Here is an 18991-nt window from a genome sequence, read left to right on the forward strand (position 1 = left end):
CAAAGGGAGGGAAAGTATTTGTATTCAACTAATCCTCATGCTAATTGGAATTATCCGGTCCCCGTGCCTCCAGGCTATTATTCCCATTCAGAAAAGCTTCCGCCGATGATGAATAGCATGTCTCCAAGTTATTCTATTGTGGCGGAACCTGTGTTCATGGACCATTTGTTAATACACCTGGAAGAAGACATCGAAGTTACTCTGACAAACGGCACTCTAAAAGGTAAGCTGGCAGGCGTTGCAGTTGATCATTTACAGCTTAATATAGACAAAGTTGCCTATCATGTTCGATTCCAGCATATTATGTTTTTCAGAAAGATATAAGGTAAGAACGATTTCCTTAGTAAAAGGAAATCGTTTTTTTTTGTGCTACTTTAATTAAAACTTTAAATCTGGAATCTCCCTACATTTATCATTCCTAAGAAAAGGGTAGCTCCGCCGCTCATATATCTATGCGATTGTGATTAAGCGATTTAACAAGCTGGTTGCTTCCGGGTGTGTCAGCATACTGCCGCTGTTTAAAAGGCGGTTTTTGGCTTATGTTGTTATCATAGCGATGGGGATAAGAGCAATAATAATTATTATAAGCATTTTAAACATGGAGAAGATTCTTTTAATCTAAAAGGTTTGCTGATTTGCTTTCTTAATCAATTTACAAAATTTACACTATTAACAATCATTTTACAATCTTTTACACTAGCTTAATTCATTTCTTCCCTTTAATTAATTATACTCTAATTGTTCTACTATAAAACTTGTAAGGGAGCTAACAATCAATGGATCGTCGTTTATTCTTAACTTATGCAGGAAGCACGACAGCGGCATTAGTTGCTGCATCATCAGGGATTGGAGCATTAACAGGAAAAGCTATGACAGCAAATCATTTAATGAATGGACAACCATCTGGCAAAGGAAAGCCACTTACTGTTCCATTCAAACCCGTAGGGCGTTCTTGGGAAAATGAATTAGTTTTACCTGAAGGTTACAAGTACAACATTATTGCCTCATATGGTGATGTCATTAATTCAGAAGGCGAAATATTTGGAGATTCAGCTGATCTTACTGTATATTTCCCAATTGATAGTTTAGAAGGCGGTAATAATTCAGAAGAAGGACTCATCTGGGTTAACCATGAATTTCCAGAACCGGGAAACTACTTAAAACTGTTGGATATTAACGAAGCCTCTTTTAAAAAAGAGAATCTTGCTAATTACCCTAAGCTGCTGCAAATGCAAAAGGAAGCTGTTGGCGGCTCAGTAATCCACGTAAAAAAAGAAAAGGGAGAATGGCAGCTAGTAAAGAATGATACATACAACCGCCGTGTAGATGGAACTACTTCTATCGAGTTAACTGGTCCTGCTCGCGGAAGCAAAGCAGTCAATGGTGCTGTAACTGTCGAGGGCTCTTTAGGAAATTGCAGTGGTGGACAAACCCTCTGGAATACCGCTCTATCCTGTGAAGAAAATACTTTCTATGGAAGCTCATATGGTTGGCCAAATTTTGACGATACTCATTACGGCTGGGTGGTTGAAGTTGATGTGTTTGATCCAAAAAAACCTGTTCGAAAGCATACAGCACTAGGGCGATTCGCACATGAAAATACAGCTATGGGATTAACAGAGGACGGAAGAGTGGTCGTTTACATGGGTGACGATAAAAGGGATGAGTGCTTTTACAAATTTATCAGCAATAAAAAGTTTAATCCAAATAGCCGCGAACAAAATTTCGGACTTTTGGAAGAGGGAACATTATATGTTGCAAATCTTGGCAAGCAAAAATGGGTTGCCCTTGATTATGCATCCAACTCTTCTTTGAAGAATAAATTTACCGACCAGGCTGATGTACTTACTAATGCACGCGATGCAGGACGTGTTGTTGGAGGAACTTTACTGGATCGTCCAGAAGATGTAGAAATCCATCCGCACGACGGGAGTGTATTCTTAGCATTAACGAATAATTCAGCTCACGGAAATTTTCATGGTCAAATCGTGAGGTTTATGCCAGCAAACGGTGACCATGCTAGTGATTCATTTACGTTTGAAGTGTTTGTTGCAGGGGGACAGCAAAGTGGTATTACGTGCCCTGATAACCTTCACTTTGACAGTAAAGGAAACCTTTGGGTAGTAGAGGATTTTGGTGCAACGGAAGATAATGTGTATGCAGCGTTTAAAAACTGCGGGGTGTTCATGATCCCAACTGATGGCAAAAATTACGGGGAAACCTTCCAATTTGCTTCAGGTCCCAAAGGTTGTGAAGTGACTGGTCCTTGGTTAACTCCAGATGAGCGAACCCTGTTTTTGGACGTCCAGCATCCGGATACATGGAATCCTTACCCTGGCTATGAATTCGGTCGTTCTTGTTTAGTTGCAGTACAGGGCGGTAGCTTTAGTAAGTAAATCATAACGCCGTCTTATGTTCGAAAGGTGTAGCTTGTTTTCCGCCTTTGATTATATGCAGGGAAGGAGCAATTTGCATGATTCTCGTTTGTCAAAAACATGTGAAGGCCGCTTTAAAGATAATCGATCTCCCTCATGTTCAGTCGCTCTCAGAGCAAGATATTATTGAAAAAAAGGATTTATGTAAAATCTGCAGTGAAAAGCCAATCTACCAGCTTTTTAATTACTCCTTTCAGCCAAAAAGGAAGAGAGAACCGATATCAATAGGGGGTTAAGTTCGATGCTTCAAAATATAGGCATACCAGGGTTAATACTTGTTCTCGTCATAGCTTTAATCATTTTTGGGCCTTCTAAATTGCCCGAACTTGGACGCGCAGTCGGATCCACCTTAAAGGAATTTAAGAAATCAACTAGAGAACTAGTTTCGTTTGAAGAGCCAGACAAGGAACAAAAAAACGGGAATGACAGAGAAGATAAGGGGATTTAGACAGGGAAATATTTAAAAGGTGTAAGCAGGTGTGACGCTTGCACCTTCTTTTTATAAAGGAGCTTATTATGAAAAAAATTGAGATGGACTTAATTGGTCACTTTGAAGAATTGCGAATGCGGCTTATTTACATTCTGGGTACATTTATTTTCCTATTTATTTTATCCTTTGTTTATGTTCAGGATATTTATCAATGGATAGTAAGGGACTTAACGGTAAAGCTTGCGATTCTTGGTCCCAGTGATATCTTATGGGTATATTTAATTTTGGCAAGTGTAATTGCGGTTGCCGGGACGATCCCCATTGCTGCATACCAAATTTGGCTGTTTATCTGTCCTGCTTTAAAAGAAACTGAGCGCAAGATTACCCTGGCCTATATCCCAGCGTTATTTTTGCTGTTTATTTGTGGAGTTAGTTTCGGTTATTACGTCATTTTTCCTATTGTATTTAAATTTCTGGTCTCGTTAACTGGAGATATGTTCATGGAGTTTTTTACAGCCGAAAAATATTTTCAGTTTTTAATTCATATGACTCTTCCATTTGGATTTTTGTTTGAACTTCCTGTCCTTATCATGTTTTTAACAAGTCTAGGTGTGCTAAACCCCTATCGTTTGAAGAAAATAAGAAAATATGCCTACTTTGTTTTAATTTTGACTGCAGTCCTCATTACTCCACCTGACTTCCTATCAGACGTATTGGTGATAATCCCGTTGATTTTTCTATATGAAAGCAGTGTAATTTTGTCGAAAGTGGTTTTTCGCCGGAAAATGAAAATGCAGCCGATCACAGTAAAAGAATAACCTTATGAAGGGGAAGAGTTCTGCAAAGGAAGGTAGCACTCCCAACATCCGCACAGTACTTTTCGTCTGTGCGGTTTAAATTTGTTAATAGTGCAAGAAATTTTAGTTAGGACACACTAGGCTCCACATTTACCCTTCCTGAAAAAAATGTTGCTCCACCACCCATGTCGGCAATCCGATCAGGAGTCAGCGAATTAATAAGTTGTTTGGTTCCGGGTATATCGGCATATAGCCCCTGTGTAACGGCAACTCCTGGAAGAACACTTTCTCCAACAGCTGCTCTCAGTTCGCATTCTCCCCTATGGTTCCATACCCGAATCCAATCTCCATCCATAATTCCAAGAGCTGCTGCGTCCTTAGCATGCATATGCAAACGTGGTTCTTTTTCAAGAGTGACATGCTTTTCATTATTTGAAAAAGTAGAATTTAAAAAGTTATGATTCGGGCCTGCCACAAACAGGAATGGAAGATCTCCATCATTCTCAAGCGGTGTATAAGTCGGCAATGCGGGATACCCGTCCCGTTCCATTTGTTTTGAATATAGCTCAATTTTTCCGCTTGGTGTCGAAAGTTTTTCAGAAAGCAGCGGTCTTACTTCCGCTTTTAAATATTGATGTTCAGCCAATTTTTCATAATCCATGCCTTCTAATCTTGGATGGTCGAGTGCCTGGTCAATCATTTCTGATTCTGTTTCATATAGGGCTTCTTCCTTGAAGTCCATGGCTTTTGCAAGCAGACGGAATACCTCTACATTCGATTTGGATTCCCCATATTTTTCAATAACTGGCTGCTGAATCTGGAGATAATGATGCCAGTAAGATGTGTAGAAATCCGTATTCTCAAATGAACTTGCCGCAGGAAGAACAATATCCGCGTATTGCGCCGTTTCGGTTAAAAATAAATCATGCACTACTGTAAAAAGATCCTCCCGTGCCAAACCTGTTCTGACCTTATTTCCTTCAGGAGTAACAACAGCTGGGTTAGTTCCATAAACAAATAGCGAACGAACTGGCCGATCAACTTCAAGAAGGGCTTGGCCCAGCAGGTTCATATTGATGATGCGGGTGTTTTTGTTTTCCAGCAACTCAGGCCGCTGCAATTTAACAGAATTATGGGCGAGATACCCGCCATTCCCCTTGATAGCCCCGCCGCCTTTTTTAAGCCATTGTCCGGTTAAGGCTGGAAGGCAGGAGATTGTACGGATACACATGCCTCCATTATCATGATGCTGTGGTCCATTTCCTATCCTAATAAAGGATGGGGACGTTTTTCCATACAGCCTTGCTAGTTTAAAAATGTCTTCCACAGGTACTCCAGTTATGGCAGAAACCGTGTCAGGATCGTATTGTTTTACATGTTCTTGCAGTTCCTCATGACCGACAGTATGTTCTTTCAGAAAAGCGGAGTCCGCCATATTTTCAGCGAATAAAATATGCATGACTCCGAGCGCGAGGGCGCTATCCGTCCCGGGCAGAATCGGAATAAACCAGTCGGCCATGCGGCTTGTTTGGTTTTTGTGTACATCAATGACAATAATTTTTGCCCCGTTTTTTCGTGCTTTCATCGCCAGGGCGACCTGATGCATATTTGTGCTGACGGCATTAATTCCCCAAAAGATGATAAGTTTTGAGTGAATCGTATCCTCCGGGTCGATACCAAAGCTGCCGCCCATCGTATACTTATAGCCAACAGAACCCGCTGAAGAACAAATCGACCGATCGAGCAGGGTGGCACCCAGGCGATGGAAAAAGCGGCGGTCCATCCCTTCAGCACTAAGGTTCCCCATATTCCCATAAAAGCTATAGGGCAGGATGCTTTCTGGGCCGCAGGTTTCGGTGAGATCTTTCCACTTGCAAGCGATCGTCTCAATCGCTTCACTCCAGCTGATTCGCTCAAATTGCCCTTCACCTTTTGCACCAATTCGTTTCATTGGGTACTTCAGGCGTTTAGGGTCATAAAGCCGTGCCGGTATATTTCGAACCTTATTGCATATATTGCCTTTTGTAACAGGATGGCTCGGATCACCCTGTATTCTTACTATTTTTCCGTCTTGCTTATGAACAAGCAGACCGCATTGATCCGGGCAATCCAATGAGCAGACGGAGGGGAAAACACCATTTTGTTGGTCTAGGTAAGATTGCATAAGAGGTCTCCTTTATTTCATCGTTACTAAAATCATAAAATAGTATGAAAAATCTAGCAATAGAAAAATTTTAGACTAGGTAGGGGGCAAGTACTGGGAAGTTTTTTCTTGGACTTGCTGCTGATAGTAGAATTGCCGTCGGAAGGGAGGTTTATAGTTTCTAGCAAATGCATTGATGCCGTGCCGCATTTTATAACATAGACATAAAAAAGAAAGGCATCTATAAGGACGCCTCTCGGGATTATATAAATACTTAAACTTTTCCTTGTTTAAGCTCGGCTAAAATCTGCGGATATTGCTTATCAAGCTTATACATCCACATAAGAATCGTTTGCAATACAGATAGAACGAAAGGAATGTAGATATTCAAAGCTAAAATCATGGTGGTAGCAGCTGCCGTTTGTTCTTCTGCGGCACCAACGTAGCCGCCAAAGGCAAGCATCCATCCAATTAGGGCTCCGCCAAGACCAGCTCCCACTTTCATTCCAAAGCTCGCAGCACTATTGATCATACCTTCTGTTCGAAATCCGAACTTCCATTCTCCATATTCGGCCGTATCGTTGATCATTGCATATAAAAACATGATGACAGGAATTAGTCCAAATCCTTGTGTAACTGTTCCGATCAGGAAAATGGGGAGACTTGATGGGTCAATTACTTTAATAATCGATCCGAAAATTCCCAAAAAGGAAACAAACAAAGCGATATTGCGTTTTCCAAACCTTCCTACCAGTTTCGCCATAAAGAAGAACCCGATGATTGTTGGTAAGAATAGCAACAAGCCAATCAGTGAAAAATAAGATGTGTTACCTAGTATATAGGTAGCATAATAGAGTCCCGCTCCTGCAAGCAGAGCATTAAGAGTATAAGCAATCACACAATAGCCAGTAATGATAAGCCAATACTTGTTTGAAAATAAAGATTTTAAACCAGTTTTAAAGGGCAGGTCCCTTTTCTCTTTGCCGTCTGCAGAAGTGCCGACTCTTTCCTTAGTAGCTCGAAAAGCTAGAAAGCTAGTGACAGAAATAACAATACCACAAAAAACAGCCACAACGGTCCAGCCCATCTTCCCGCCAATTGCACCCGCAACCGGCTGTGCAAATATGGTTATGAGCAGGGTGCTTAACATTGTGAAAATTCCGGTGTAAATATTGGTTAATGACCGTCCCTGAGGATCTTGGGTCATTAACCCCAGGAGTGTTTTAAACGGGATTGACATTGCAGTGTATATCAATATCAGCATAATATAAGTAACATAGGCATAAACGATTTTTCCTGTTGTTCCGATATCCGGAACGGAAAAAAGCAAAATCGTTGTAACGCCAAGTGGAATTCCCATCCAAAGGATCCATGGCCGTGCTTTGCCATGCTTGGATTTAGTCCGGTCAACTAGTGTTCCCATCCCTATATCTGTTACACCATCGAAAAGGCGGACAACAAGCATAAGTGTACCAACCACGCCAGCTGAAATCCCAGCTACATCGGTATAATAGAATGTTAGAAAGGTTCCTACCAATGTCCACACTAAGATAATGCCAAAAAAACCAATTCCGTAATTCAACATTTCTTTGTGGCCAGGTTTCACTGAATCTGTCAGTTTTGTGTGAACGTCAAGCTGCTTTTCAGGTAACATATAGCTTCCTCCTAAGTTTTGGATAATCAAGTTGTACACGCTTACATTTTTGTTCTCGTTTCCTCCTTAATAACTAGTAAGATTTCAATCACATACTAACCATTCGGTATGTAATAATTATATACTATTTTTTTAGAAAATTAAATATTTTTAAAATAGTAATCTGTTCATCTTCACAAGGGAGGGGGAGGCAAAGAGAATTGTTGGGAGAGAAAGATTACTTTACTGTTTTTTTCTTTAAGTGGATAAGCTAACATCTAAGTAGTCCGCCTTGGGCAGGTTATCCGTCTATAGGATGAAGGAGGCTCTCAAATATGGAATTTACGACAACAGATCATTGGGACGAAGCTTTATGGGATAAGGTGAAGGGAATCTATAAAATGGCGTTTTTACATGGCGCCAAACCTGAAAAAATTATCCGTAATATGTTTGCGAAAGATATGTGTTCTTTTCATACAGCAAAAATTGGTGATCAGGTTTTTGCGATGGCTTTGACTGGTTCGGTTCGGGGATCTCTTATAATTGATTACTTGGCCGTCCATCAGGAAATGAGACAGCAGGGCATTGGGAAGGAACTTTGTAATTATATAAAGAAGTTGGCTGCGGCTGATGGTAATTATGGCAAGATCATTATTGAAGTCGAAAGTGACCCCGATCAGCACAACCGGCAGAGAATACGCTTTTGGGAGAGCTGTGGCTTTACGCTTGCCAACGATTATGTCCACCAATATATCTGGGTCCCTGAGCCTTATCAGGCAATGTGGCTTAATCTTAGGGGAGACAGAGAAAAGCTTCAAAACGGGAAGCAGCTTTTCAGAGATATCCAAGCCTTCCACCGTGAATCGTTCAGGCTGAAGGAGCATGGGTGATTGAAGGGTAGAGCATAACAAAGCCGCTGCCGTTTCTAGGCAGCCGCTTTGTTGCTTTCCGAGCAATTTTCGCCTATGCGATTGTAATCCATCCTCGGTAGTCTGTCCTATATCCTGTAACTATCTTTCACGGACAACACTTTGTGTTCGTGGCAGCACTTTTTTAGATGGTGCTCCGGATACTTGCCTGTCTTGGTCAGTTAAATAATATTCGGAGCTGAAAGAGTTTTTTGGCTCTTCCATCCAGAAGCAGCAAATCACAAAGCTAGTGATGGCGCCAGTTGCAAGGACGAAGAAGAATTGCTGTGGCGTAACAAATGTGTACAACGTTAAGTAGATGGTTGCGCCAACATTGCCATATGCTCCGGCCATTCCGGCAATTTGACCAGTAATCCGCTTTTTGATCAGCGGTATGACGGCGAAGGTAGCACCTTCTGCCCCCTGGATAAACATTGAGGTCATAACAGTGACCAGAAGGGCAGCGATTAACGGCCAGCTAGAATCGATAAAGCCCATCCCCAAAAGGCCGAGTGAAATTCCAAACATGTAGACGAGCATGACTTTTTTTCTGCTTCCCATCCGGTCGGATAAAAGTCCGCCTAAAGGCCGAGCGATAAGGTTAATAAATGCAAAGGACGCTGCAAGCAGCCCTGCTGTTGCTGGTGTAAGTGAGAAGGTAAGCTGAAAGAATAGGGGCAGCATTGAGACGATCGCAAGTTCAGCGCCAAAATTAGCAAAATAGGTGCTATTCAATGCTGCCACGTTTTTAAAATTATATTTATCTTCCTCAGGTACGCCGGCTGTTAATATAGGTATATTAACTTCAAGTATCTTATAAACCTGGATGATAAAAACAGCTGCTATTATGGTCCAGATTACATAAAGGGCACCTTCTGAAATAAAACCAAGATTCTCAATTCTCCAGGCGCAGACAGCGAGTGCACCACCAAGCGGAATTGACCACAGAATCAGGCGGAACATATCTCCCCAAGAGCTGACCTCCATTGCCCCGGCACCTTTTGCTTTGATTAGCGTTTTTCCTTCCGGTGTGTCTTTCACTGCAAAATAATAAATAAAACCATACAAAAAACATATGACACCTGTCAGGGCAATTGCATATCTCCAGCCGTCTTCTCCCCCAAAGAGTGTCAGTCCCATATAGGGTAAGATCATCGCAGCGGCTGCTGAACCGAAATTTCCCCAGCCCCCATAAATTCCCTCGGCAAAGCCAACATCTTTAGGAGGGAACCATTCGGAAACCATGCGGATACCAATTACGAAGCTTGCACCGATGCTTCCCAAAATGAGACGCGATATCATTAACTGCAGCCATGTATCAGCAAAAGCAAACACTATTGCGGGTATGGACATGATAATTAAAAGTCCTGAATAGACAATTCTAGGACCGAACCGGTCAAGAAGGGTCCCAATGATAATCCTGGCAGGAATAGTTAAGGCTACATTTAGGATTCCCAGGGCAGCGATATGCTGCGGAGTGAGCCAGTCCATATCCTGAAGCATAGTTGAAGCCATTGGGGCCATGTTATACCAGGTGAAGAATGAGATGAAAAAGGCCAGCCAGGTGAAATGCAGCACTTTCATCCGTTCGTCCTTGTACTTGAAAAGATCAGCAACTTTCAAAGTTAAAACCTCCTATTTTAAAAACAGATATTTTAAAAAAGTATGACATATTATTTTTCTTCTTGTAACTTGTTTGTAAGGTTATCTAACACAGGTAGTGGGTGAACTAAAAACCTCTGTTACATAAGGGATAATAGGTTAAGCGTTTACAATAGTAGTAAAAATAGTTCTTTTGGCAGACTTAATTCTTTTTAGCTTCGTTGGTTAAAAGCTATAAAGAAAAATTTATTAAGTGAAAAAGATGTTTTTTTAGATTTCGATGTGATAAAATCTAACGTAAATTAAAAAACACTGAATTTTTTGAAAGTAATGTCAGATTATCTAACACGCTAAAGGAGGTAGACTGAGTGAAGGAAAAATTAGTGGTTGTTGGAAACGGAATGGCAGGCGGAAGATGCATTGAAGAAATCTTAAAGCAAGATGCCGATAAATTTGAAGTTACTGTTATCGGGAGTGAACGGCATGTAACCTACAACCGAATCTTGCTCTCCTCTGTGCTGCAAGGGGAAACCTCCATTGAGGATATTCATATCCACCGGCCTGATTGGTATAAAGAGCATAATATTCAATTGTGTTCAGGTGAAACGGTGGTTCGGCTTGATCCTGCAGCTAAAACAGTTACAACAGATAAAAATAGGGAACTCTCCTATGACAAGATTATTTTGGCTACAGGGTCATCCCCTTTTATCCTGCCAGTGCCAGGTTCTGAGCTTAATGGAGTAATCGGGTTCAGGACAATAGATGATTGCCTTAAGATTGTCGAAGTATCCAGAAAATATAAAAAAGCTGCTGTAATAGGGGGCGGCCTTTTAGGACTGGAAGCAGCTCGCGGCCTGCTCAATTCGGGTATGGAAGCAACAATCATCCATAATACAAACCAAATTATGGATAGGCAACTGGACAGTATTTCGTCAACATTGTTACAAAAGGAACTTGAAAAGCAGGGGATGAACTTCCTCTTGAATAAACAGACTGAACGATTGGCAGGGGGCGGCCGTGTTGAAAAAGTCCTCTTTAAGGATGGAACTGAGACAGATGCAGACCTAGTGATTATGGCGGTGGGAGTCAGGCCCAATACTTCACTTGCTTTGGAAAGTGGTATTAAAACTAACAGGGCCATTCTTGTCGATGATTTTATGCAAACCAATTGGCCTGGAGTTTATGCAGTGGGGGAATGTGCAGAACACAAGGGTGTTGTATATGGTTTAGTCAAACCACTATATGAGCAGGGGAAGGTGCTTGCAAAGCATATTTGCGGGAAAAACTCGGATGGCTATAGGGGTACTGTTTTATCTGCAAAGCTAAAAATATCTGGTGTGAATGTGTTTTCGGCAGGCAAACTGGATAACGGACCTTTTACAAAAGCGATAACTCTTTATGATGAATCTGAGAAAGCCTATAAAAAAGTGGTTTTTCAGCATAACAAAATCATCGGAGCACTTTTATATGGAGACACTAGCCGGCATTTAACCTTGCTGGATATGATAGCTAAGAAAAAGGAATTCACCGATTCAGAAAAGCTCCAGCTGCTTGATTCATCAAAGGATGCAGTCCAGTCTGCTGCTGATCTGCCTGCTGGTGCAATGGTCTGCCAGTGCAATGGTGTATCAAAAAAATACATTATTGAAACAGCTGCAAACGAAGGCCTGACAACTGTCGATCAAATAAGAACAAGAACCCGCGCCTCAAGTTCCTGCGGCGGCTGTAAACCGCTGCTTATTGAACTGCTAACTGGACTGAAGAGTGGAAAACTAAGCGGGGAAACAATAAAAGAGGCACTTTGTTCCTGTACGGATCTGACAGAAGATGAAGCAATAGATGGGATCCAACACCTAGAAATAAGGTCAGCTCTGGAGGCGAGAAAGGCATTGGGGTGGAAAAACCCAGAAGGCTGTAAAATTTGCAGGCCTGCCATGGACTATTACCTCGGGATGATTGATCCAGGATTTGCGGGTGCAGGCGAGTCGATATTTATCGGTGAAAAAATGAATGCGTTCAGACAGAAAGATGGCAAATACTCCTTGGTTCCGCAAATGTATGGAGGAATAACCGATGCCGAGCAGTTGGGTAAAATTGCCGAAGTAGTTAAAAAATATCGTTATGAAAAAATAATAATTACAGAAGATCAGCGGATTCAGGTAACAGGAATAAGTGAGGATCATCTGCCAGACATTTGGAATGATTTGAAAATGAAGCTGATCCCTTTTCAGCCAAATAGCCGGATAAATGTATTTGCCTATGATCATGAAGATTGTCAATGTGACTCACAAGATCACTTACAGCTAGCTTTCGAGCTTGAACAAGCAATGGAACTGCTTCGAGCTCCTTTCAAAGTTGAAATTGGACTTTCGCCATGCAGGTACAAGGATTCGGAATTCTATAAAGATATTGAAATCCTTAAATCAGGCAGGGGCTGGGAAGTCTATGTTGGCGGAAGCAGGGCTCCAGGCATAAAGGGTGGAGAATTGCTTACAGTTGCTGCTTCTTCAACGGAAGCAATCAAGCTCATTTGCGGATTCATTCAATATTATCGTGAAACCGCCAAGCACCGAGAATCTGTCTGGAAGTGGGGAGAAAGAGTAGGATTGATCCACATTAGAGAAGTCTTGTTTGACAGTGAACTGAGCAAGGTGCTGTACCAGCGATCATCAGAAGAAACCGCTCGGATGAAACAGCTGGGCAGAACAACTGTCCAGTAATCTTAGAAATTACCACAGTCCAATAATAGTTGTAACGGAGAGGAATGGATATGACAGAACTTTTACTAAAGTATTTTCGCACGAAACAGCGGGAAGCTGAAACTGAGAAACTATATGATACTCAATGCCCATTCTGCAGCATGCAGTGTAAAATGCGCCTAATTGAACAATCAGTTGTCACTAGAAAAACATATAGAGCAGTTGGAAGAGATAACCCAACCTCCCAGGGCCGTCTTTGTGTTAAAGGGTTGAATGCCCATCAGCACGCATTCCACCCTGACCGGGTCAAATATCCGCTCCTTAAAGTAGATGGAGAATTTAAACGGATTTCTTGGGAGGAAGCGTTAGAGATTATAAAGCAAAAGCTAGGAAAGATTCAATCAGATTATGGAACGGATGCAATGTCTGTCTATGGTGGAGGTTCGCTTACAAATGAAGCTGCCTACTTGCTTGGCAAGTTTGCCAGAGTCGGATTAAAAACGAAATATATCGATTATAATGGACGGTTCTGCATGTCGTCTGCTGCATCAGCAGCAAATCAGACTTTTGGAATTGACCGCGGATTAACAAATAGCCTGCCGGAAATTTCAGGAGCACAGTGTATTATTCTTGTGGGGACAAATATAGCCGAGTGCCAGCCGACTATGCTGCCGTACTTTGAGCAGGCAAAGGAAAATGGTTCTCATATTATTGTGATCGATCCGAGAGAAACTGCAACTGCCAAAATGGCTGATCTTCATATTAAAGTAAAACCTGGAGCAGATGCTGCTCTGGCTAACGGCCTGCTGAAGATGTTGATTGAAGAAAACTGTCTTGATAAACCGTTTATGGAGAACAGGACAAATGGATTTGATGAGGTAAAAGCTCATCTGTCCTCTATTACTATGGAAGAAATAGAAGAACGAACAGGTGTCCCGATTGCCCAAATTCGTAAAGCGGCTTTGATGTTTGGCAAAGCGAATACAGGGATGATCTTTACGGCAAGAGGTGTAGAGCAGCAGACAGATGGATATAAAGCCGTCCGGAACTTTTTAAATATTCTTTTAATTACCGGGAAAGTTGGCAGACCAAGCTGTGGTTATGGTGCTGTAACCGGGCAAGGGAACGGACAGGGTGGAAGAGAGCATGGCCTGAAGGCAGACCAGCTTCCAGGTTATCGGTCAATTGAAAATCTAGAGCATCGGAGGCATACAGCTAGCGTTTGGGGAATACCTGAACAAGAACTGCCTCGTAAAGGTGTTTCTGCATACGAAATGATTGAAAAAATAGACACCGGAGAAATTAAAGGAATGCTTTTAATGGGATCTAACCCAATCGTATCTAATCCGAATGCGGATTTCGTGAAACAGGCTTTTCAAAAGCTGGAATTTCTCGTCACAGCGGATATGTTTATTTCAGAAACAGCCAAATTGGCTGATTTGATTTTACCTGTTACTTCCTATCTAGAAAATGAGGGGACAATGACCAATTTGGAAGGAAGAGTTATGCTTCGCCAGGCAAGCAGGCCTCGCCCTGATGAAGCTAAGCATGACTGGGAGGTTCTTTGCGAGATTGCCAGTTTAATAGGAAGAGGGCAATTTTTTTCGTTCTCCTCGGCAGAAGAAATTTTTAATGAGCTTAGGGTAGCGAGCCGTGGAGGTGCTGCAGATTATTATGGGATCACTTATGAGCGTTTGCGTGAAGGGACCGGCATTTTTTGGCCATGTCCTGACCTTAATCATCCTGGGACTGAAAGATTATTTGAGAATTCCTTTCATCGTAAGGATCAAAAAGCCGAAATGATTCCTGTCTCGAATGATGCTGAAGTGCCAAAAGAAATCCCGAATCAAGACTATCCTTTACTTTTAACGACAGGCAGAGTGATGTCTCACTATTTAACGGGAGTACAAACGAGACGCAGTCCTGTACTTGCCGCAAGAAACTTCGAATCGTTTATGGAAATCCATCCAAAAGCTGCTCAAAGATATGGAATCGAGGATCAGTCACTCATCAAAATTGAGTCAAAAAGAGGCAGTATCATTGTTCGCAGCAGATGGACAGAGGAAATTAGGGAGGATACCGTTTTTGTCCCGTTTCATTGGGCAGAGGGTCAAAATGTCAATAAGCTAATCTCTGATGATCTTGATCCTGCGTGCCGGATGCCTGGGTTTAAGCTGTGCTCAGTTAGAGTCGAATCAGTTTAAGCCTTCTTTTGATTATAAGGATTAATACTTGTAAAAGGGTAAGTTTAGTTGTCTAGATTAGCATGATAATAGATGGTGAGATTACGTTAACCAGAATATTGCCATCATTATGTTAAGGCAACCTAACTGCACGAAACTGATGAACAGGAGGTCTTTAGATGAAAAAGCTTTCAGGTAAACGGATTGCTTTACTTGGTTCGCGAAAGGTAGAGGACATGGCTAAGCTTGTTGAAAACCTTGGCGGGACGGCTGTCAGCAGGCCGGCACAGGGTACGGTTGTATTAAATGATGTAAAGCTAAATGAAGATGTCGAAGCTATTGCAAACCGAAAATTTGATTGGGTCATTTTTACTACGGGTGTCGGTGTAGAAACCCTGTATGATACAGCATTAAAAATAGGGCTAAGAAACGAGTTTCTATCTGCCCTTGAAAATATGAAAATAGCTGCTCGCGGCTATAAAACTGTGAATATGCTCAAAAAGTTTGGCCTCACGCCGCTCGTACGTGATGATGATGGGAGCACAGCAGGACTCATTCGCGTCCTGTCAGAGCACTCGCTCGAAAACCTTACTGTTGCACTTCAATTGCATGGTGATCCTGCACCAGTCTTAAGAGATTGGCTGGGAGTTCAGAAGGCCGAACACTCTGAAATATTGCCATATGTCCATACTCCTCCAGCAGAAGGTGCTATGAAACAATTGCTGAATGAGCTGCTCGCTGATGAATTTGATGCTGTTTTTTTTACAAGTACCCCACAAGTTCGGAACCTCTTTGGTTTCGCTCGTAAACACGAAACAGTAGCGGAACTAAAGCTCGTCTTTTCTAAAAATACGATTGCCCTCGCTGTGGGTAAGGTAACAGCCCAGGTTTTGTATGATGAAGGAATTGAACGGGTAGTCTACCCTGAGAAAGAACGGATTGGCAGTGCCCTTGTCGAGCTTTCCAAACAAGAGCCTCTGTTACAGTCTTAGCAAAAAAGGAGGAGAGGAGCTGAAATGGAAAATGGTATGGCAGATCAGGTTGGAGCTAATCCAGGCTGTAAAGCCCAGAACTGGTTTGAAAAACAGCCGCTCCATGGCAGGCAGATTTTATTAGCCAGGACTGGAACAGAAAAAAGTAAACTAGCTAACGCCTTAAAAGCGCAAGGTGCCAACGTAATCGAATTTCCCAAGTGGATTAAAAGGGATGTGCCAGTCAAGGAAGACATACTTGAACGAATTTATTCGTACACCAGGATCTTATTTGCCTCTCCTGAATGTGTGAACGATTTCTTTGAGCTATTGGCAGAAAGAAACTTGGATATATTTCAGATTCAGGCTGACCTTTATAGCTTATCAGTCAGGTCACAAAAAGCAGTAAACAGAAGGGGGCAGGAAACCTCGCTGGCAGCAGAAATGGACCTGCGCGGTGAGCTGTTGATCGTGGGCGTCAACGAAGAAAAATCCTTCCAATATTTTTACGGCGAATACGAGTTTTTTCAAACAAGCGAAGCAATTCTTGATGAAAAATCAAATCATGGTTTCGAGGAAATGTTGGGAGAAGGAGTGATAGATACTGTTCTTTTTCCTAGCAGCCGATCCGTTGATATCATCATGCAAAACGGTGAACTTCTAGGGTCGAAGGGAATGGGTCTTTTAAAAGAAGCTCAGATTTGCTGTATGGGGAAAAGTTCGAGAAGCCGGCTGAGAGAGTACGGTATGGAGCCAGATATCATGCCTGCTGCTCCAAATCGTTTGAAGCTTATCCGAATTTTAAAAGAATTTCCGCACTTACGAGGGATTGACATCTGAAATTGCGTTGATGGGAGGAGTTATATGGAAGCTATTCTTTTTATTGGGCATGGAAGCAGGCTGCCTAAAGCAAGTGAGGAGGCTGCTAATTTTATAAATAAATGCATGAGAAACAATAATGCGAACATCCAGGAGTATGGGTTTCTCGAACTTTCGGAGCCAACCATTGAAGAAGCTTTTAAGCGCTGCGTTAGCCGCGGAGCTAAAACAGTAAAAGTTATCCCAGTGTTGCTGCTTACAGCCGCGCACGCTAAAAAGGATATTCCGGAGAAGCTTGCTGAGATGAAAGTGAAGTTTCCGTACGTTAAAATCCTGTACGGACGCCCAATTGGGGTTCATCCTGGAATGGTTGAAATTTTAAAGGAACGGATAAACGAATCTGAAAAAACGTTAGCGAAGGATTCGCTGTTGCTTTTGGTCGGCAGAGGGAGCAGTGACCCTGATGTAAAGAACGATCTTGGGAAAATTGCCGAAATGCTTGAACGGAAACTTGAGTCGGTATGGGTGAAGGATTGTTATTTAACAGGGAATGGGCCCTATTTTGAAGAAGAATTAGAGCTTTCAAAAACTTCGTCTGCAACTACTATCTTTATCATCCCGTATCTTTTGTTTACAGGAATTTTAATGAATTCGCTTGGCAAGGCAATAAACAGGGCGGCACGGGAGACAAATAAAAGCTTTATTCTATGCAACTACTTAGGATATCACCCATCCATCCAATTGATTATGGAAGAGAGGCTGATGGAGCTTGCTGAATAAAGCAACACCCATGTTTCCTGTAATGGTGCAGTTAAAAGGTAAGAAATGCGTGGTCATAGGGGGAGGGGAGGTAGCCTGCCGGAAGACGTTGGCACTACTGGATTTCGGGGCAACTGTCGCGGTTGTCAGCCCAGAAGTTTGCGATGAACTACTGGAGCTTGGGAACAGATCATTAGTGGAGATTATATTAAAAGAAGCAGATCCAGCCGACTTTCAAGATAGCTTCCTCATTATTGCAGCGACAAACTCAACTGAGGTTAATCAGTTGATTTCAGCAAATGCCAAGCCGCACCAACTGGTCAATGTTGCAAGTGGCCATCAGGCTGGAAACATTCATATTCCAGCTTATCTGAAAAGGGGGAGGCTTGTGATCAGTATATCAACTGGCGGTGCCAGTCCCACCCTTACCCGCAAAATTCGCAACGATCTTTCTGAAAAATACAATGACTCTTATGTTGAATACACGGAGTATTTATATCAAACCCGCCTGGCGATTCTGCAATCCTGCCTCAGCCAACCCCGAAAACTCGAATTATTAAAAGGAATTGCAAGCGAAGAGTATAAAAACCAGCTTAATAAAAGAAAAGCACTGAAAGATTGGCTGGCGGAAAACGGGGGATCAGCAAACTGAGTCTGAAAACGGAGAAGCGGCTTCCATGGGTGGAATGGCCGCTTTTGTTATGGTGACAGAAAGCTGATTCTTACGTGCTTTTCATGGGCATATTAGGAAGAAATGAGAAGTTTGGATTGAAGGGTGGATTTTTAATGGAAAAAGAACCAATCGGCAAATGTACAAATATCATTAAAGGCTCACGCCGTATATTAGTCCTTACCGGAGCCGGAATTAGTACGGAGTCTGGGATTATGGACTTCAGATCACGGACAGGTATTTACAAATTGGCCCCGGAATACATTTTGTCACTAGGGTATTTTTTGGAGTATCCAAAAGAATTTTATCAGTTTGCAGTGGACAATCTTTACCATCCAGAAGCTAAACCGAATCGAGGCCATGAAATTCTTGCCAAGTGGGAAGCAGAGGGAAAAGTTCAGACGATTATTACGCAGAATATTGATGCTCTCCATAACAAAGCAGGGAGCAGAAATGTGATCGAGTTTCATGGGACGATTCGGACAGCAAGCTGTGTGAATTGTGGTCAGGTGTACTCGACTGAGGAGATGGTCAAGCGGATGGCCTCAATGGAAAACTTCTATGTGTGCGGCCACTGTGATACTGAACGGGAGAGGGATCGGTACATTAAGCCAGATGTGGTCCTGTTTGGTGATGCAGGGGATTGGTTTACGGAAGAAGGCTTTCAGTCCATTATTGCCATGATCCGCGAAGCTGATTGCATTCTAGTACTGGGTACGAGTTTACTGGTCACGCCATTCTCCCTGTTCCCAAGTTACAAAACAGACGGGGTCCCGCTTATCATTATAAACAAGGGGGATACACCGTACGATTCTGATCATGATTCAATTGTGATCCAAGAGCAGATTGGCGAGACATTAAACCGAATTGATGAGCAGCTATAACGTGAACGGAACAGTATTATTCGAAATTAGAGATGCCCCTCAAGATCTACATAGGAAA

15 protein-coding genes are annotated in these 18991 nt (G+C 42.3%); 12 read left to right on the plus strand and 3 right to left on the minus strand.

Annotated features, from left to right (window positions below; all coding sequences use genetic code 11):
- The first annotated feature begins 18 nt into the window (after positions 1-18).
- From HRJ06_RS01840 to tatC, 4 genes are all read left to right on the plus strand, one after another.
- Positions 19-324, plus strand: coding sequence for a DUF2642 domain-containing protein (locus HRJ06_RS01840; RefSeq protein ID WP_174727845.1), 306 nt, complete (start codon positions 19-21; stop codon positions 322-324).
- Positions 325-776: 452 nt separating this feature from the next.
- Positions 777-2396 carry a PhoX family protein gene (locus tag HRJ06_RS01845; RefSeq protein ID WP_174727848.1) on the plus strand — a complete coding sequence of 540 codons (1620 nt, stop codon included), beginning with the start codon at positions 777-779 and terminating at the stop codon, positions 2394-2396.
- A 280-nt stretch (positions 2397-2676) separates the two neighbouring features.
- Entirely contained in the window at positions 2677-2883 is a 207-nt protein-coding gene (locus HRJ06_RS01850) for a twin-arginine translocase TatA/TatE family subunit (RefSeq protein WP_174727851.1), read from the plus strand.
- 68 nt (positions 2884-2951) lie between these two features.
- Positions 2952-3683 (plus strand): twin-arginine translocase subunit TatC, encoded by a 732-nt coding sequence (gene tatC / locus HRJ06_RS01855; RefSeq protein ID WP_174727854.1) that lies wholly within the window; start codon positions 2952-2954, stop codon positions 3681-3683.
- 106 nt (positions 3684-3789) lie between these two features.
- On the opposite strand, the gene HRJ06_RS01860 is transcribed toward tatC, so the two are convergent.
- Together HRJ06_RS01860 and HRJ06_RS01865 are read right to left on the minus strand one after the other, a co-directional pair.
- On the minus strand, positions 3790-5826 hold the full coding sequence (locus HRJ06_RS01860; protein WP_174727858.1) for a molybdopterin-containing oxidoreductase family protein: 2037 nt from the start codon (positions 5824-5826) through the stop codon (positions 3790-3792).
- 253 nt (positions 5827-6079) lie between these two features.
- Positions 6080-7459: an MFS transporter gene (locus HRJ06_RS01865; RefSeq protein ID WP_174727860.1), complete on the minus strand. Its 1380-nt coding sequence runs from the start codon at positions 7457-7459 to the stop codon at positions 6080-6082.
- A 314-nt stretch (positions 7460-7773) separates the two neighbouring features.
- Between HRJ06_RS01865 and HRJ06_RS01870 the strand changes: the two genes are divergently transcribed.
- Positions 7774-8328: a GNAT family N-acetyltransferase gene (locus HRJ06_RS01870; RefSeq protein ID WP_174727863.1), complete on the plus strand. Its 555-nt coding sequence runs from the start codon at positions 7774-7776 to the stop codon at positions 8326-8328.
- 120 nt (positions 8329-8448) lie between these two features.
- Here HRJ06_RS01870 and HRJ06_RS01875 read toward each other — a convergent pair whose 3' ends face one another.
- Positions 8449-9969: a NarK family nitrate/nitrite MFS transporter gene (locus tag HRJ06_RS01875; RefSeq protein ID WP_174727866.1), complete on the minus strand. Its 1521-nt coding sequence runs from the start codon at positions 9967-9969 to the stop codon at positions 8449-8451.
- A 347-nt stretch (positions 9970-10316) separates the two neighbouring features.
- Between HRJ06_RS01875 and nirB the strand changes: the two genes are divergently transcribed.
- The 7 genes from nirB (at position 10317) to HRJ06_RS01910 (ending at position 18933) form a co-directional block, all read left to right on the plus strand.
- Positions 10317-12668, plus strand: a complete 2352-nt coding sequence (nirB, locus tag HRJ06_RS01880) for a nitrite reductase large subunit NirB (RefSeq protein WP_338421040.1) — start codon at positions 10317-10319, stop codon at positions 12666-12668.
- A 50-nt stretch (positions 12669-12718) separates the two neighbouring features.
- Complete coding sequence (nasC, locus tag HRJ06_RS01885) at positions 12719-14851, plus strand: assimilatory nitrate reductase catalytic subunit NasC (RefSeq protein ID WP_174727869.1); 2133 nt, start codon at positions 12719-12721, stop codon at positions 14849-14851.
- Between the two features lie 158 nt (positions 14852-15009).
- Positions 15010-15822 (plus strand): uroporphyrinogen-III synthase, encoded by an 813-nt coding sequence (locus HRJ06_RS01890; protein ID WP_174727871.1) that lies wholly within the window; start codon positions 15010-15012, stop codon positions 15820-15822.
- Between the two features lie 24 nt (positions 15823-15846).
- Positions 15847-16641: a uroporphyrinogen-III synthase gene (locus HRJ06_RS01895; protein WP_174727874.1), complete on the plus strand. Its 795-nt coding sequence runs from the start codon at positions 15847-15849 to the stop codon at positions 16639-16641.
- A 24-nt stretch (positions 16642-16665) separates the two neighbouring features.
- Entirely contained in the window at positions 16666-17400 is a 735-nt protein-coding gene (locus tag HRJ06_RS01900) for a sirohydrochlorin chelatase (RefSeq protein WP_174727877.1), read from the plus strand.
- Positions 17390-18031 carry a precorrin-2 dehydrogenase/sirohydrochlorin ferrochelatase family protein gene (locus tag HRJ06_RS01905; RefSeq protein WP_242035103.1) on the plus strand — a complete coding sequence of 214 codons (642 nt, stop codon included), beginning with the start codon at positions 17390-17392 and terminating at the stop codon, positions 18029-18031. Before HRJ06_RS01900 ends, HRJ06_RS01905 begins: the two co-directional genes overlap by 11 nt.
- Positions 18032-18165: 134 nt before the next feature.
- The gene (locus tag HRJ06_RS01910; protein WP_174727879.1) at positions 18166-18933 is read left to right on the plus strand and encodes an NAD-dependent protein deacylase; all 768 of its coding nucleotides are present in this window, start codon (positions 18166-18168) and stop codon (positions 18931-18933) included.
- Positions 18934-18991 lie beyond the last annotated feature (58 nt).

Origin of the sequence: Mesobacillus harenae (assembly GCF_013343715.1) — a bacterium.
Lineage (GTDB): Bacteria > Bacillota > Bacilli > Bacillales > Cytobacillaceae > Mesobacillus_A > Mesobacillus_A harenae.

Coding starts and splice junctions, on each gene's coding strand:
- tatC (WP_174727854.1), top strand. CDS start 2,952: ATGAAAAAAATTGAGATGGACTTAATTGGTCACTTTGAAGAATTGCGA.
- HRJ06_RS01860 (WP_174727858.1), bottom strand. CDS start 5,826: ATGCAATCTTACCTAGACCAACAAAATGGTGTTTTCCCCTCCGTCTGC.
- HRJ06_RS01865 (WP_174727860.1), bottom strand. CDS start 7,459: ATGTTACCTGAAAAGCAGCTTGACGTTCACACAAAACTGACAGATTCA.
- HRJ06_RS01910 (WP_174727879.1), top strand. CDS start 18,166: ATGGAAAAAGAACCAATCGGCAAATGTACAAATATCATTAAAGGCTCA.
- HRJ06_RS01895 (WP_174727874.1), top strand. CDS start 15,847: ATGGAAAATGGTATGGCAGATCAGGTTGGAGCTAATCCAGGCTGTAAA.
- HRJ06_RS01870 (WP_174727863.1), top strand. CDS start 7,774: ATGGAATTTACGACAACAGATCATTGGGACGAAGCTTTATGGGATAAG.
- HRJ06_RS01845 (WP_174727848.1), top strand. CDS start 777: ATGGATCGTCGTTTATTCTTAACTTATGCAGGAAGCACGACAGCGGCA.
- HRJ06_RS01900 (WP_174727877.1), top strand. CDS start 16,666: ATGGAAGCTATTCTTTTTATTGGGCATGGAAGCAGGCTGCCTAAAGCA.
- HRJ06_RS01850 (WP_174727851.1), top strand. CDS start 2,677: ATGCTTCAAAATATAGGCATACCAGGGTTAATACTTGTTCTCGTCATA.
- HRJ06_RS01890 (WP_174727871.1), top strand. CDS start 15,010: ATGAAAAAGCTTTCAGGTAAACGGATTGCTTTACTTGGTTCGCGAAAG.
- nasC (WP_174727869.1), top strand. CDS start 12,719: ATGACAGAACTTTTACTAAAGTATTTTCGCACGAAACAGCGGGAAGCT.